17 protein-coding genes are annotated in these 13,036 nt (G+C 74.4%); 9 read left to right on the plus strand and 8 right to left on the minus strand.

The window, feature by feature from the left end; translation table 11 throughout:
* Positions 1-29: 29 nt before the first annotated feature.
* Entirely contained in the window at positions 30-881 is an 852-nt protein-coding gene (locus BLV02_RS10915; RefSeq protein ID WP_069112822.1) for an endo alpha-1,4 polygalactosaminidase, read from the minus strand.
* A gap of 122 nt (positions 882-1,003) precedes the next feature.
* Between BLV02_RS10915 and BLV02_RS10920 the strand changes: the two genes are divergently transcribed.
* Genes BLV02_RS10920 through BLV02_RS10950 form a run of 7 tightly spaced genes read left to right on the plus strand, consistent with a single transcriptional unit; the run spans position 1,004 to position 6,297 of the window.
* Positions 1,004-2,143 (plus strand): CobW family GTP-binding protein, encoded by a 1,140-nt coding sequence (locus BLV02_RS10920; RefSeq protein ID WP_069112821.1) that lies wholly within the window; start codon positions 1,004-1,006, stop codon positions 2,141-2,143.
* Between the two features lie 31 nt (positions 2,144-2,174).
* A complete protein-coding gene (gene rpmB / locus BLV02_RS10925; protein WP_069112820.1) occupies positions 2,175-2,411 on the plus strand; it encodes a 50S ribosomal protein L28 in 237 nt (78 codons plus the stop codon).
* Entirely contained in the window at positions 2,411-2,716 is a 306-nt protein-coding gene (gene rpsN, locus BLV02_RS10930; RefSeq protein ID WP_069112819.1) for a 30S ribosomal protein S14, read from the plus strand. Before rpmB ends, rpsN begins: the two co-directional genes overlap by 1 nt.
* A gap of 6 nt (positions 2,717-2,722) precedes the next feature.
* Positions 2,723-3,439: a class I SAM-dependent methyltransferase gene (locus BLV02_RS10935; RefSeq protein WP_074946276.1), complete on the plus strand. Its 717-nt coding sequence runs from the start codon at positions 2,723-2,725 to the stop codon at positions 3,437-3,439.
* On the plus strand, positions 3,436-4,521 hold the full coding sequence (locus BLV02_RS10940; RefSeq protein WP_171906802.1) for a FecCD family ABC transporter permease: 1,086 nt from the start codon (positions 3,436-3,438) through the stop codon (positions 4,519-4,521). The genes BLV02_RS10935 and BLV02_RS10940 overlap by 4 nt, the downstream gene beginning before the upstream one ends.
* Before the next feature lies 1 nt (position 4,522).
* Positions 4,523-5,314 (plus strand): ABC transporter ATP-binding protein, encoded by a 792-nt coding sequence (locus BLV02_RS10945; RefSeq protein ID WP_069112817.1) that lies wholly within the window; start codon positions 4,523-4,525, stop codon positions 5,312-5,314.
* Complete coding sequence (locus BLV02_RS10950; protein WP_069112816.1) at positions 5,311-6,297, plus strand: ABC transporter substrate-binding protein; 987 nt, start codon at positions 5,311-5,313, stop codon at positions 6,295-6,297. The genes BLV02_RS10945 and BLV02_RS10950 overlap by 4 nt, the downstream gene beginning before the upstream one ends.
* A gap of 12 nt (positions 6,298-6,309) precedes the next feature.
* Here the strand turns inward: BLV02_RS10950 and BLV02_RS10955 are convergent, their stop codons facing one another.
* Positions 6,310-6,966 carry a GAP family protein gene (locus tag BLV02_RS10955; RefSeq protein ID WP_069112815.1) on the minus strand — a complete coding sequence of 219 codons (657 nt, stop codon included), beginning with the start codon at positions 6,964-6,966 and terminating at the stop codon, positions 6,310-6,312.
* Between the two features lie 10 nt (positions 6,967-6,976).
* On the minus strand, positions 6,977-7,384 hold the full coding sequence (locus tag BLV02_RS10960) for a DUF7144 family membrane protein (RefSeq protein ID WP_069112814.1): 408 nt from the start codon (positions 7,382-7,384) through the stop codon (positions 6,977-6,979).
* Positions 7,385-7,469: 85 nt separating this feature from the next.
* Here BLV02_RS10960 and BLV02_RS10965 point away from each other — a divergent pair, with 85 nt between their 5' ends.
* A complete protein-coding gene (locus BLV02_RS10965) occupies positions 7,470-9,185 on the plus strand; it encodes a SulP family inorganic anion transporter (RefSeq protein WP_083288873.1) in 1,716 nt (571 codons plus the stop codon).
* Positions 9,186-9,195: 10 nt separating this feature from the next.
* On the opposite strand, the gene BLV02_RS10970 is transcribed toward BLV02_RS10965, so the two are convergent.
* The 3 genes from BLV02_RS10970 to BLV02_RS10980 are packed head-to-tail and all read right to left on the minus strand — an operon-like array spanning position 9,196 to position 11,249.
* Positions 9,196-10,188 carry an ABC transporter substrate-binding protein gene (locus BLV02_RS10970; RefSeq protein WP_069112813.1) on the minus strand — a complete coding sequence of 331 codons (993 nt, stop codon included), beginning with the start codon at positions 10,186-10,188 and terminating at the stop codon, positions 9,196-9,198.
* Positions 10,181-10,591, minus strand: a complete 411-nt coding sequence (locus BLV02_RS38000) for a flavin reductase family protein (protein WP_083288898.1) — start codon at positions 10,589-10,591, stop codon at positions 10,181-10,183. Before BLV02_RS38000 ends, BLV02_RS10970 begins: the two co-directional genes overlap by 8 nt.
* Positions 10,524-11,249: an SDR family oxidoreductase gene (locus tag BLV02_RS10980; protein ID WP_069112811.1), complete on the minus strand. Its 726-nt coding sequence runs from the start codon at positions 11,247-11,249 to the stop codon at positions 10,524-10,526. The genes BLV02_RS38000 and BLV02_RS10980 overlap by 68 nt, the downstream gene beginning before the upstream one ends.
* Before the next feature lie 55 nt (positions 11,250-11,304).
* Here BLV02_RS10980 and BLV02_RS10985 point away from each other — a divergent pair, with 55 nt between their 5' ends.
* Positions 11,305-11,652 (plus strand): MerR family transcriptional regulator, encoded by a 348-nt coding sequence (locus BLV02_RS10985; protein ID WP_069112810.1) that lies wholly within the window; start codon positions 11,305-11,307, stop codon positions 11,650-11,652.
* A 122-nt stretch (positions 11,653-11,774) separates the two neighbouring features.
* Here BLV02_RS10985 and BLV02_RS10990 read toward each other — a convergent pair whose 3' ends face one another.
* Together BLV02_RS10990 and BLV02_RS10995 are read right to left on the minus strand one after the other, a co-directional pair.
* The gene (locus BLV02_RS10990; protein WP_069112809.1) at positions 11,775-12,164 is read right to left on the minus strand and encodes a hypothetical protein; all 390 of its coding nucleotides are present in this window, start codon (positions 12,162-12,164) and stop codon (positions 11,775-11,777) included.
* 89 nt (positions 12,165-12,253) lie between these two features.
* Complete coding sequence (locus BLV02_RS10995; protein WP_069112808.1) at positions 12,254-13,030, minus strand: GTP pyrophosphokinase; 777 nt, start codon at positions 13,028-13,030, stop codon at positions 12,254-12,256.
* Positions 13,031-13,036: the final 6 nt, after the last annotated feature.

Genomic DNA, 13,036 nt, shown 5'->3' on the forward strand with positions numbered 1-13,036 from the left:
CGCTCGCGCCCGCTCGCCGGCCTCGGCCGCTAGCACCACTGCGCCACGTAGCCGTCGGCGCCGGCCGGGAGGACGTCGCGGTCGCGCAGCAGCACCGAGATCTCCTCGCCGCGGGCGGCGCAGGCGGCGGCGAACGCGTCGCGGCCGTTGTCGGTGTACTCGATCTCGATGACGTGCCGCCCGTACACGTCGGTGTAGGCGGCGCACTCGTCGTGGACCTCGCACTCCTCGGCGATAGCGAAGTCGAGGTGCGCGGTGTCGCGGCCGGCGGCGCCCAGGTCCGGGGCGTTCTTCTGCGCGATGGCCAGGCCGAGGTCGTGTGCCCGCTCGGCCAGCAGCGCGGCGAACGCCAGGTTGTCGGCGTCGTCGAGCAGGCCGTGCGAGCGGGTCCACGAGTCGAGGTTGTCCGGTTCGACGGCGGCGAAGCCGGCGCGCGCGCACCGCTCGAGGTCCGCGCCGACGACCTCGGCCAGCGCCTCCCGGTTCGCCTCGGTGGACGTGTCGAGCAGCGCCTCGTCCGGCCAGTCAGGGTCGGTGACCAGCTCGCCGCCGTCGCGCAGCAGCAGGTCGTCGTGGTCTCGCCGCCACTGCTCCAGCGTGCCGGGCTGGGTCTGGAACGCGTTGACGTAGCAGATGCCGTAGCGGTCCGGCGCCGGTTCCGCGGTGACGTCGCGGATCACCGCCTCGACACCGTCGGGCGGCGGATACGCGCCGCCGAGCTGATAGTCGACGCGGGCGCCCTCGGGCGGCAGCCGCACGCCGTCGCCGTCGTCGTCGCCACAGGCGGTCAGCAGTACGGCCGCCGCCAGCAACGACGCGGCCGCACGCCAGCAGTTCGACAGCGGCGGCCGCACGACCGCGGTCCCTGGCGTCGACGGCATGGGGACATCATCGTGCACGCCATGGGGTCGGGGTGCGGCCGTTTCACGCTCGCGCCGCGATCGTCGGGACCTGCTAGGGTGACGCACTAATGAGGTTGATTCTCGTTAGAAAGAGCTGACTCATGCGCACCACACCCGTCGTTCTGGTGACCGGCGTCGCGCCCGAGGCGATGGCGGCGGCGACCATCGCGTTGCAGTGGGACCTGCCCGACGCCGTCGTCGTTCAGCACCGCATCGACGTCGGCAGGAGCGTGTTGATGCGGACGGTGAGCGATGTGTCCGGTGTGGTCGAGGACGAGCGGATCGACCTCGAGCACGCGTGCGTCAGCTGTGCCATCCGCGAGGACATCGTGCCGACGCTGGTCCGGTTGGCCGCGGCGGAGCGCTGGGGCGCCGTCGTCGCGCAGTTGCCGCCCGGCGCCGAGGCGCAGCAGGTCTGCCGCGTCGCCGCCCGTGACCCGCGGCTGCGGCAGGTGCGCATCGCCGGCGTGGTCTGCGCGGCCGACGGTGATCGGCTGGCGGACGACCTCCTCGGCGACGAGCTGCTGTGCGAGCGTGGCGTGCACACCGCCGCCGACGACCGCCGCGGCGTGGCCGAGGTCGGTGCCGCCGAGGTCGAATACGCCGACGCCGTCGCCATCGCCGGGACGGCCGAGGCTGCCGAGCTGGAGCTGATCCGGACACTGGCCCGCCCCGGCGCGCTCGTCTCCGGCTCGCCCGGCCCGACTGGTGGCGGAGCATCGGCGCGGGCCCGCGATGGCGCGGGCGGTGACGGCGCGGGCGGCGGCTTGGACGCGCGCCGGCTGCTGGCCGGCATCCACGACCACGCGGCCGCCGAGGCGTGGGTCGCGCAGGTGCGGCCGGGTCCGTTGCCGGCGCACGTCAGCGGGCAGGTGTGGCGGCTGGACCTGCGCTCCGACCGCCCCTTCCACCCGGACCGCCTGTACGCCGGCATCGCCGGACTCGGCAGCGGCCCCCGCCGCTCCCGCGGCTGCTTCTGGCTGCCCACACGGTCCGGCGTCGCGTGCGCATGGGACGGCGCCGGCGGCCAGCTGAGCATCGGCGTCGCCGAGCCGTGGGGCCCGCGGCGCCCGTTCACCCGCATCGTCGTCACCGGCATGGACGACGGCCGCGACGACCTGGCCGCGGCGTTCCGGCGGTGCCTGCTCGACGACGCCGAACTGCGGCGCCGCGGGGCGTACTGGGAGGCCGCCGGCGACGGGTTCGAGGCCTGGCTGGGCGATATCCACAGCCCGCTCTGAGAACGCCACTTCTCCACAGGAAGGCACCACCATGTCCGCACGCTGCCAGGTCACCGGCGCCACGCCAGGATTCGGCCACGCGATCTCGCATTCCCACCGGCGCACGAAACGCCGGTTCGACCCGAACGTCCAGCGCCGGCGCTACTGGGTCCCGTCGCTGGGCCGCACGGTCAGGATCACCGTCTCGGCGCGCGGCATCAGGACCATCGACAAGCGCGGCATCGACGCCGTCGTGGCGGAACTGCTGGCCCGCGGGGAGCGGCTCTGATGGCCAAGCGCAGCAAGATCGTCAAGGACGCCCGCCGCCGGGAGGTCGTCGCCCACCATGCCGAGCGCCGGGCCGCGTTGAAGCGCGTCCTCGCCGACCCCGCCAGCGGTGACGCCGAGCGCACGGCAGCACGGCGCGCGCTGGCCCGGCAACCCCGCGACGCCAGCGCCACGCGGCTGCGCAACCGCGACCAGGTCGACGGCCGCCCACGAGGCGTCCACCGCGCGTTCGGCCTGTCCCGGATCCGGCTGCGCGCCATGGCCCACCGTGGCGAGTTGCCCGGCGTGACGAAGTCCAGCTGGTAGGCGGCGATGACCGAGACCTCCTACGAACGCCTGGCCGAGTTCCACGACCTGTTCATGGCCGAGCCCTGGGAGCGGCTGCGTCCGTCCGTCCGCGCCGCGTTCGCCCACCTCGGCCGCGACGCGGTCGTCGCCGAGATCGGCGCCGGGACCGGCGTCGGCACCCGGACCATCGCGGGGGAGACGCGGGCGCGCATCGTGGCGCTGGAGCCGGCCCTGGTGATGCGGGCGGTGCTGACCGCCCGGGTGGCCGACGACGCCCTGCTGGCCGAGCGGGTCACCGTCGTCGCGGGCGCGGCGCCGGACGACCTCGGGCTGCTGCCCGGGCGGCTCGACGGGTTCGTCTGCGCGCACGTGCTCGGCCACCTCGGCCGGGCCGACCGGCGGGCGCTGTTCGCCTGGGCCGGCGAGCGGCTGGCCGGCGACGGCTTCGGACTGGTCACGACCCAGCGTGCGCGGACCGGACCGGCCGAGGTGGTCCAGGCCCGGCGTCTGGGCGACCACGAGTACCGGGTCCGCCACCTGGCCCCGGCCGGTGGGGCCGGCGGGCAGCAGCCCGCGAGCCTGTACGAGGTCCGCGACGGCGACCGGCTGGTCCGCTCGTACCGGTTCGCCAGCGACTGGCGGGTCGTCACGGCCCAGGACGTCGCCGCCGAGCTGCCGGCCACGCTCGTGCTGGAACCCGCCGGTGACGGCGTCGCTCTGGTCCGGCGGGCGGTCGCGTGACGGCGGTCCAGGCTCCTCCCGCCGCGGCGACCCGAGGGGCGGGCCGGCAGCGGATCGGCCTGCTGCTCCCCGTCGCCGGGCTGACGGTCGTGCTGCTGGGGTCGGTGCTGGTGGCGATCGGCATCGGCGCCGCGAGCATCGCGCCGGAGGACACCGCGCGGTACCTGTGGGCGGCGCTGACGGGCGGCTCGATCGGGGCGGACGAGGCGACGGCGTATCAGATCGTGTGGCAGATCCGGACCCCGCGGGTCCTGCTGGCGGCGGTCGTCGGGGCGGGGCTGGCGGTGGTGGGGGTGGCCGTGCAGGCGATGGTGCGCAACGCACTCGCCGACCCGTTCGTGCTGGGCGTGTCGTCGGGGGCGTCGGTGGGCGCGGTCAGCGTCATCGTGACGGGCGGGCTGGCCGCGCTCGGCATCTACGCGGTGTCGGCCGGGGCGTTCGCGGGCGCGCTGCTGGCCTCCGTCGTCGTCTACGCGGCGGCGGCCGGGCGGGGCGGAATGAGCCCGCTGCGGCTGGTGCTGACGGGCGTCGCGATGTCGTTCGGCTTCCAGGCGCTGATGAGCGTGATCGTCTACTTCGCCCCGGACGGCGAGGCCACCAGCACGGTCCTGTTCTGGACGATGGGCAGCTTCGGCGCGGCCACGTGGGGCTCGCTGCCGGTGGTGGCGGCCGCGGTGGGCGTCGCGGTGGTGGCACTGCGACGGTCCGGGCGTCGGCTGGACGTGCTCGCGCTCGGCGACGAGACCGCGGCCAGCCTCGGCATCGACGCGGGGCGGGTGCGGCGCGGGCTGTTCCTGCTGTCGTCGGTGGTGACGGGGGCGATGGTCGCGGTGAGCGGCGCCATCGGCTTCGTCGGCCTGATCCTGCCGCACCTCGTGCGCATGGTCGTCGGCGCGGGGCACGCCCGGGTGCTGGCGGTCGCACCGCTGGCCGGGGCCATCTTCATGGTCTGGGTCGACGTCGCGGCGCGGACGGTGGTGGCGCCGCGGGAACTGCCGCTGGGCGCGATCACCGCGCTGGCCGGCGTCCCGGTGTTCGTGGCGCTGCTGCGCCGCCGCGGCTACCTGTTCGGGGGACGGTGACGTGGACCTGCGACTCGACGGCCTCACCGTCACCATCGACGGCGCCGAACTGGTGCGCGACCTCAGCCTCGACGTCGCCGACGGCGCGGTCGTCGGGCTGATCGGCCCGAACGGCAGCGGCAAGTCGACGACGCTGCGCTGCGTGTACCGCGCGCTGCGCCCGTCCGGCGGCACCGTCCACGTCGGCGGCGACGACCTCGCCACGCTGAGCCGCCGCGACGGCGCCCGCCGCGTCGCCGCGCTGACCCAGCAGGGCGGCAGCGACCTCGACTTCACCGTCGCGGAGGTGGTCGCGCTCGGCCGGGCGCCGCACCAGCGCGGCAACGAGCCGCTCACCGCCCGTGAACGGCGGCTGTGCGAGGACGCGATGCGCCGCCTCGACCTGCTGCACCTCGCCGGACGGGGCGTGCTCTCGCTCTCCGGCGGCGAGCGGCAGCGCGTGCTCGTCGCGCGGGCGCTGGTGCAGGAGCCGCGGGTGCTGGTGCTGGACGAGCCGACGAACCACCTGGACGTCAGGCACCAACTCGAGCTGCTGGGCCTGCTCCGCGGCGCCGGCCTGACCGTGCTCGTCGTCCTGCACGACCTCAACCTCGCCGCGGCGGTCTGCGACCGCATCGGCGTGCTCGACGGCGGCCGGCTGGTCGCCGTGGGCGCACCGGCCGACGTGCTCAGCGAGGCGCTGGTCCGCGACGTGTTCGGCGTCGCCGCGACCGTCGTCGCGCACCCGCTGACCGGCGCGCCGCAACTGCTCTACACCGTCACCGCCACGACACCGGAGGGACCACCGACATGACCATCCCGCACCGACGACCCCTGCTCGCGCTCGCCGCCGTCGCCCTGACGCTGTCCGCTTGCGGCGCCGAGGTGGAGCCGGCCGCCGGCGACCGGACGGTGACGGTCGACCGCTGCGGCGAGCCGGTCGAGTACACGACGCCGCAGCGCGCCGTCGTCTACGAGGCCGGCAGCGCCGACAAGCTGTTCGCGCTGGGCCTGGCCGACCACGTACACGGCTACGTGATGCCGCCGGCCAACCCGCCGGTCGAGGAGTCGCCGTGGGCGGACGACTACGCGGCGGTCGAGTTCCTCAGCGACGACCTGCTCAACCGCGAGCTGGTCGTCGACGCCGACGCCGACCTCGTGGTGGCCGGCTGGAACTCCGGCTTCAGCGACCAGCGCGGCATCACCCCGGAGATCCTCGACGGGCTCGGCATCCAGAGCTTCATGCACACCGAGTCGTGCTTCACCTACCCGGGCTTCCCGGAACACGTCGAGCCGTTCGAGGCGCTGTTCACCGACCTCCACCGGCTCGGCGCGATCTTCGGCGTCGAGGACCGGGCGGACGAGCTGGTCGCGGAGTACAGCGGCCGGGTCGACGCCGTCCGGGCGAATACGCCCGAGGGCGAGCCGGTGCCGGTCTTCCTGTACGACTCGGGCACCGACCAGCCGTTCACCGCGGGCAACCAGGTGCCGCCGAACGAGATCATCGAGTTCGCCGGCGGCCGCAACGTGTTCGCCGACCTGGACGCCCGGTGGACGCAGGTGAGCTGGGAGGCCGTCGTCCAGTCGGCCCCCGAGGTGATCATCGTCCTCGACTACGGCGACCAGCCGGCCCAGGAGAAGATCGACTTCCTGAAGACGTCGCCGATCACCAGCTCGCTGCCGGCCGTCGTCGCCGACCGCTTCTACGTGCTCGACTACAACGAGGGCATCAGCGGGCCGCGCAACGTCGACGGCCTGGAGGGCTTCGCCGAGTACCTGCGCACGCTGCCGCGCTGACGCCGGGCCGCGTCAGAGCCCGGCCAGGCCCTTCACCAGGAACGCCGTCCCGAACACCAGCAGGATCGTGATGTTGATGGTGCGGTCGTGCACGGTGATCCACGCCGTGACGCGGGCCAGCACCCGGGGCGCGCTGGCGGGCGCGAACCAGCGCCACAGGATCGGGATCAGCAGGCCGGAGACGGCGGCGACGACCAGCAGGACGGCGCCCACGACGTGGCCGGTGCCGGACGCGGCCACCACCGCGAGCCCGGCGACCAGGATCGGCACGTTCGGGTTGACGATCGCCAGCGTGAGCCCCGCCCCGAACGCGAACGGCGGGGTGGCGTCGTGCAGCCGGGCGGCGAGGCCCCTCTTCGCCCGGCGGGCACGGCGCCGGTCCCGTCGCTTGACGATCAGCGGGATCGCGAGCAGCAGGAGCAGCGCACCGACGCCGATCTCGACGTCGGCCTTCGCCCGCACCGACAGCAGCGGCTCCGGGGACGCCGTCGCGAACCCGACGACGACCGCGGCGATGACCGAGTAGGCGAGCAGGAACGCGGCCGTGAACGCGAGCGCGTTGGCGAACGGCCGGGCGGTGCCGAGCAGCAGGATCGCGCCGGCGATCGCGATCGGCGTGGCCATCAGGCCGATCATCGACGGGATCAGCTCGAGGACGAGGTCGCCCATGGTGGCCGCCTCAGACGGCGGCCGCCTCGCCGCCGTGCACGATCAGGGCGTAGATGACGACGGCGTCCAGCGCGATCACGATCAGCGCCCAGATCGGGTAGACCGGCAGGATCGTCAGCTGCGCCAGCAGGCTCAGCGCGGCGACCACCGAGCCGAGCACGCGGCCCCAGAGCGTGCCGCCGAGCACCCCCGCGCCGGCCACCACCAGCAGGGCGCCCATCGCGACGTGCACCCAGCCCCACGTGGTGAGATCGACGACGATCAGCCGGTCGCCCACGGCGGCGGTGAACTCGTCGTCGAACAGCGCCACCAGCCCCTGGAACGCCTGGAACAACCCCAGCGTCACGAGCATGATGCCGCCGAACCAGACCCAGCCCACCCAGCCGGTCACACGCTCCCGGTCCGCCTGCGTCGCCATGACGTCATCGTGGCGGCCGGGGGCGGTGACGCCCTCACCCCAACGGGGTGAGGACCGTCCGGCGCGCCGTGGCGCACGGTGGGGCATGGCCGGTTCGCGGGAGCGTGCAGCGCGGGCGGCGACGGCGGTGCGTGGCTGGCTCCGCTCGATCCGGCCGAGCCGCCGGCACCTGCGCGCCGACGTCGTCGCGGCGGTCCCGAGCGCGGTCGGCAGCGTCCCGGACGGGATGGCATCGGCGGCGCTGATCGGCGTGAACCCGGTGTTCGGCCTGTACGCGAGCATCGTCGGCCCGGTCGCCGGCGGGCTGGCCACCAGCACCCGGATGATGGTGGTCGCGACGACGACGGCGGCGGCGCTCGCGGCGGCGTCGGCCCTGGACGGCGTCGACCCGGCGGACCGGCCGGCGGCGCTGTTCCTGCTGACGATCATCGCCGGGGTGCTGATGATCGCGGCCGGGCTGCTGCGGCTGGGCCGGTACGCGCGGTTCGTGTCGCACTCGGTGATGACGGGGTTCCTGACCGGTGTCGCGGCCAGCATCATCTTCGGCCAGCTGTCCGGGTTCGCCGGCGCCGACGTCAGCGGCTCGACGAACGTCGCGAAGGCGTTCGACCTGATCACCCACCCGGGCCTGATCGACGTCGCGTCGCTCGGGATCGGGCTGGCCACGCTGGGCATCCTGTTCGGGTTGATGAACAGCCGCTGGAGCACGTTCGGCGCGCTCGCGGCGCTGGTCGTCCCGACGCTGGTGGTGGTCGTGTTCGGGCTGGACGGCGTCGAGCAGGTGCGCGACGCCGGGGAGATCCCGCGGGAGCTGCCGCTGCCGGTGCTGCCCGACCTCGGGATGTTCACGTTCGAGCTGGTCGTGGGCGCCGCGGCGGTCGCCGTCATCGTCCTCGTGCAGGGCGCCGGGGTCAGCGAGGCGGCGCCCAACCCGGACGGCACGCCGTCCGACACCGGCCGCGACTTCGTCGCCCAGGGGGTGGCCAACGTCGCCGCCGGCCTGTTCCGCGGCCAGCCGGTCGGCGGCTCCGTCAGCGGGACGGCGCTCAACGTCGCGATGGGCGCACGCACCCGGTGGGCGGCGATCCTGTCCGGCGCGCTGCTGCTGCCGATCGTGCTGCTGTTCGGCGGGCTGGTCGGGCTGGTGCCGACGCCGGTGCTGGCGGCCGTGCTCATCTACGCGGCGATCACGTCGATCCGGCCGGGCGTCGTCGCGGCGATCTGGCGCACCGGTGCGACGTCGCAGATCGCGCTGGTGACGACGTTCGCCGCGACGCTGGTGCTGCCGGTGGCGGCCGCGGTCGGGATCGGCGTCGCGCTGTCGCTGCTGCTGCAGCTGAACCAGGAGGCGATGGACCTCAAGGTCGTCCAGCTGGAGCCGCTGCCGGACGGCCGGTTCCGTGAGCGGCCCGCGCCGCGGCGGCTGGAGCCCGGTGTCGTCGTCGCGCTGGACGTGTACGGGAGCCTGCTCTACGCCGGCGCGCGGACGCTGCAGGCGCGGCTGCCCGACCCGGCCGGCGCCCACGGGAGCGCCGTCGTGATCAGGCTGCGCGGACGCACCGCGCTCGGCGCCACCTTCTACCGCGTCGTGGCCGGCTACGCGCGGCGGCTGTCCGACGCCGGCGGGCGGCTGTACCTGTCCGGCCTCGACCCGCAGCTGCTCGAGCAGGCCCGCCGGGCCGGCGTGGACCTCGACGGCCCGGTCCGCGCCGTCGCCGCCACCGACGTCCTCGGCGAGTCCACCCGGCACGCCCTGCACGACGCCGACGCCTGGCTGCTGCGTCAGGCCGGCGAGCGCTGACCCCGCGTCGTCAGGCCAGCGCCGCGGCCACCTTCGGCAGCACCTGCTCGAGGCCGTAGCGGATGCTCAGCGCCGACGGGAAGCCGATGGCCAGGGCCGTCGGCAGGTCCAGGGCGACGTAGCGGCCGTCGCGCACTGCTGGGACGCGCTGGAACAGCTCGTTCGCCTCCAGCGTCGCCCGCGCCGCCGGCGTGTTGAAGGTCAGCAGCAGCACGTCGGCGTCGAGCAGTTCCAGCTCCTCCGGGCTGATGACGGCCCGGCCGGGGATGCCGGAGCTGGGCAGGCCGGTGACGGCGGGGGAGAGCTCCATGCCGAGCTGGGCGAGGAACTCCGCCGACGCGTCGGCGGTGCTGTTGATGGTGTTGACGGCGCCGTCGGCGGTCACCGGGCCGAGCGTGAACGTCAGCCCGGCCAGCTGCGGGTGCGCGTCGATCGCGGCGGCGATGGCGTCGTTCGTCTGCCGCAGCTGCCGCTGCGCCTCGTCGGCCCGGCCTAGCGCCTCGCCGACCCGCGTCGTCGTGGTGGTCCAGTCGTCCTGGTTGTAGCCCTCGGCCCAGGACAGCGTCGGCGCGATCTGGCTGAGCTGGTCGTACTCGTCGGCCAGCCGCTGGCGGTCGGTGGCGAGGATGAGGTCCGGCCCCAGCTCGGCGATCGCCTCGTACGGCAGCTCGTTCACGTCGGCGATGTTCAGCTCGTCGCCGCCCAGCTCGGGGAGCACCCACGGCGCCACGCCGCCGTCGATGAACTGGCTGAGGTCGGGGCTGAACACCGGCACCACCCCGAGCGCGACGGCCGCGTCGGTGTCGCGGTACTGGCCGACGGACACGACCCGCCGCGGCGACACCGGGACCTCGATGGTCCCGAGCGCGCCGGTGACGGAGCGGGTCTCGCCGGACTCCTCGCGGGACGAGCCGCCGCCACATCCAGGCAGCACGGCGAGCGCCGCGCCCGCGCCCAGGACGGTCAGGGCGGACCGGCGGGAGATCGTCAGGGACTTAGGCACGCCTAAGCTTATCCAGGGCCACGCGGCCGTAGACACCGGAGTGGTAGACGAGCGGAACGTGGTCGGCCGTGCTCCACGCCTGGAGCACACGCGCGACGACGAGGTGGTGGTCGCCGGCGGGGTGCCGGTCGACGATCTCGGCGCGCAGGTGGGCCGGCGCCTCGTCGAGCATCGGCTCGCCGCTGACCATCCGCGACCACCGGCCAGGCCGACGCGGCGGAACGCGGCCCTGAACGTGGCACCGTCGACGGAGCCGGGCAGCGGCGGTCTGGCAGGTGAGTGTGTCGATCCGGTGGAGTGCGTGGGCATGGGTGCCCCAGCCGGAGGTCGAGGGCTCAGACGACGCCGGCGCGGATCTGGGCGTCGAGGACGGAGGGGTCGTCGGCGAGGGAGCGTTTGACATGGGCGGACCAGGAGTCGGCGAGGACCTCGGCGGCGCCGGCGGCGAGGCCGTCCAGCCCGGCCCGGACCGCGTCGGCGGGGTCGCCCTTGGGGCCGTCGTAGCCGGCGCTGAAGTCGGTGTCGACGGCGCCGAGGTGCAGGGCCGTGACCTGCGTGCCCTGCGCCGCGAGCTCCAGCCGGACGCCGTTGGTGAGCGCCCACTGGGCCGCCTTCGCCACGTGGTAGCCGTTCGTGCCCGGGTAGGCGAACCACGACTGCGCCGACAGCACGTTGAGCACCGCGCCGCCGCCGTTGCGGGCCAGCGCCGGGGCGAAGGCGCGCACCATCGCGAGCGTGCCCCACAGGTTCGTCTCCAGCTCGGCGCGGAGGTCGGCGACGTCGCTGGTGAGGAGGTTGGTCCAGCGGCTGATGCCGGCGTTGTTCACGAGCAGGGTGACGTCGCCGGCCTGCTCGGCGGCGGCCCGCACGCCGGCGTCGTCGGTGATGTCGAGGCGGAGCGGGACGACGCCCGGGAGGTCGATGGTCTCGGGGCGGCGTGCGGCGGCATAGACGCGGGCCGCGCCGCGCTGCAGGAGGTGGGCGGCGAACAGCCGGCCGAGGCCGCGGTTGGCGCCGGTGACCAGCGCGACCGCGCCGTCGAGAGAGAAGGTCTGCGTCATGTGTGGCAGGCTAGAACCTGACGCTGACGTCAGAGTCAAGTCCGGAGGAGAAGCCATGCGCATCGGTGAGGTCGCGCGGCGGTCCGGGGTCAGCGTGCGGGCGCTGCGCTACTACGAGCAGCAGGGCCTGCTGACGTCCCGGCGCACGTCCGGCGGCCAGCGCGACTACGCCGACGACGCCGTCGGGCGGGTGCGCTTCTTCCAGCAGCTCTACGCGGCCGGCCTGTCCAGCCGCCGCATCGCCGAGCTGCTGCCCTGCGTCGACACCGGCACGACCACCGCCGCCCAGCGGGCCATGCTCGACGACGAGCGGGCCCGCATCGCCGAGCGCATCTCCGCGCTGCACACCGCCCTCGACCGCCTCGACGACCTCATCGTCGCGGCCGACGCCCGGCGCGGCTGAGCGCCGGCGGAGTGCCGGCGGAGTGCTCGGCCCGGGCGTGGGTACTCGACAGTGAGCGCCGGCCGAGCCGCGAGGTAAGAGCGGGAGACCGGGTTTCAGGCGGCCCCTGCCGGGGGCAGGCGTCAAGCAGACCGCGGCTGGTCCCACCTGCCGCCGGCGCTCGCGCGCCGGACGGCCCGTTCGAGCGCGTCGACGACGCCCGCGGGCGAGCAGACGACGTCGGCGCGCGACCACGGGCCCTCGGGCGACGGCGGTCCGCACAGCACGAGCGGGGCCCCGGCCACCACGGCGCACAGGAACGGACGGTCGCGGCCGGCCGGCGGGCCCGGGCGCTCGCGGACGTGCACGTGCACGTCGGCCAGGTGGTCGGCCAGCGGGCAGGTGCCGCCCATCGCGAGGGTGCAGCGCTCGCCGCCGCGGCAGCCGTCGACGGTGTGCCCGGCGTGGCGCAGCCGGTCGGCGACGTCGGCCGCGTCGCCGCCGGGGGTGGTGGCCGACAACAGGACCCGCATGGGAATCACCTCCGGGACACTTCCGACGCTATGCGCACGGCGGCAGCCCGGCCCAGGGTCGTTGGCGCTCGTCCGGCGGGACGAACGGCCTACGGCTCGGGCAGGACGGCGCGCTGCTGCAGCAGCTGTGCCACGACCCGCTCGGACAGCTCCAGTCCGCCCGGCGACGACTCGAACGGCGGCTGCTGGCGGTCGTCGCCGTGGACCTCGCGGTGCAGGCGCTCCATGTCCTCGTCGAGCTTGGCCGCGGTGGTGGCGGCCTCGTGCAGGCTGAGCAGCAGCGCGTCGGGCACCTGTTTGTCGTACTTGTAGTAGATCTTGTGCTCGAGGCTGGCCCAGAAGTCCATGGCGATGGTGCGGAACTGCACCTCGACGGGCACCGGCGTCGGCCCGTCGGACAGGAACACCGGCACCTCGACGATGGCGTGCAGGCTGCGGTAGCCGTTGGGCTTGGGGTTCTGGATGTAGTCCTTCACCGTGACGACGTGGATGTCGTGCTGGCCGGTCAGCAGGTCGAACACCCGGTACGCGTCGGAGACGAACGAGCAGGTGACGCGGACGCCGGCGATGTCGGTGATCTGATCGCGCAGTTGCTCGAACGTCGGCTCGCAGCCCTTGCGCCGCGCCTTCTCCAGCACCCCCTCGGGCGTCTTCAGCCGCGCCGAGACGTGCTCGATGGGGTTGTAGACGTGGACGGTGCGGAACTCCTCCTGGAGGATGCGCACCTTCGTGGTGATCTCGTCCATGCCGAACTTGTAGGAGAGCATGAACCGCGAGAACTCGTCGCGCAGTTGCCGGAACTCGGCGACGACGTTCGCGGGCAGCACGGCGGTGTCGTCGGGGGCCGGGAGGGCTGGTTCGTCCATCGCTTT

It is taken from the genome of Jiangella alba (assembly GCF_900106035.1).
Lineage (GTDB): Bacteria > Actinomycetota > Actinomycetes > Jiangellales > Jiangellaceae > Jiangella > Jiangella alba.

What these genes read in the sequence shown, in the direction of transcription:
- BLV02_RS10915 (WP_069112822.1), bottom strand. Translation starts at nt 881, where the DNA reads ATGCCGTCGACGCCAGGGACCGCGGTCGTGCGGCCGCCGCTGTCGAAC.
- BLV02_RS10920 (WP_069112821.1), top strand. Translation starts at nt 1,004, where the DNA reads ATGCGCACCACACCCGTCGTTCTGGTGACCGGCGTCGCGCCCGAGGCG.
- rpmB (WP_069112820.1), top strand. Translation starts at nt 2,175, where the DNA reads ATGTCCGCACGCTGCCAGGTCACCGGCGCCACGCCAGGATTCGGCCAC.
- rpsN (WP_069112819.1), top strand. Translation starts at nt 2,411, where the DNA reads ATGGCCAAGCGCAGCAAGATCGTCAAGGACGCCCGCCGCCGGGAGGTC.
- BLV02_RS10935 (WP_074946276.1), top strand. Translation starts at nt 2,723, where the DNA reads ATGACCGAGACCTCCTACGAACGCCTGGCCGAGTTCCACGACCTGTTC.
- BLV02_RS10950 (WP_069112816.1), top strand. Translation starts at nt 5,311, where the DNA reads ATGACCATCCCGCACCGACGACCCCTGCTCGCGCTCGCCGCCGTCGCC.
- BLV02_RS10955 (WP_069112815.1), bottom strand. Translation starts at nt 6,966, where the DNA reads ATGGGCGACCTCGTCCTCGAGCTGATCCCGTCGATGATCGGCCTGATG.
- BLV02_RS10960 (WP_069112814.1), bottom strand. Translation starts at nt 7,384, where the DNA reads ATGGCGACGCAGGCGGACCGGGAGCGTGTGACCGGCTGGGTGGGCTGG.
- BLV02_RS10965 (WP_083288873.1), top strand. Translation starts at nt 7,470, where the DNA reads ATGGCCGGTTCGCGGGAGCGTGCAGCGCGGGCGGCGACGGCGGTGCGT.
- BLV02_RS38000 (WP_083288898.1), bottom strand. Translation starts at nt 10,591, where the DNA reads ATGTCAAACGCTCCCTCGCCGACGACCCCTCCGTCCTCGACGCCCAGA.
- BLV02_RS10980 (WP_069112811.1), bottom strand. Translation starts at nt 11,249, where the DNA reads ATGACGCAGACCTTCTCTCTCGACGGCGCGGTCGCGCTGGTCACCGGC.
- BLV02_RS10985 (WP_069112810.1), top strand. Translation starts at nt 11,305, where the DNA reads ATGCGCATCGGTGAGGTCGCGCGGCGGTCCGGGGTCAGCGTGCGGGCG.
- BLV02_RS10990 (WP_069112809.1), bottom strand. Translation starts at nt 12,164, where the DNA reads ATGCGGGTCCTGTTGTCGGCCACCACCCCCGGCGGCGACGCGGCCGAC.
- BLV02_RS10995 (WP_069112808.1), bottom strand. Translation starts at nt 13,030, where the DNA reads ATGGACGAACCAGCCCTCCCGGCCCCCGACGACACCGCCGTGCTGCCC.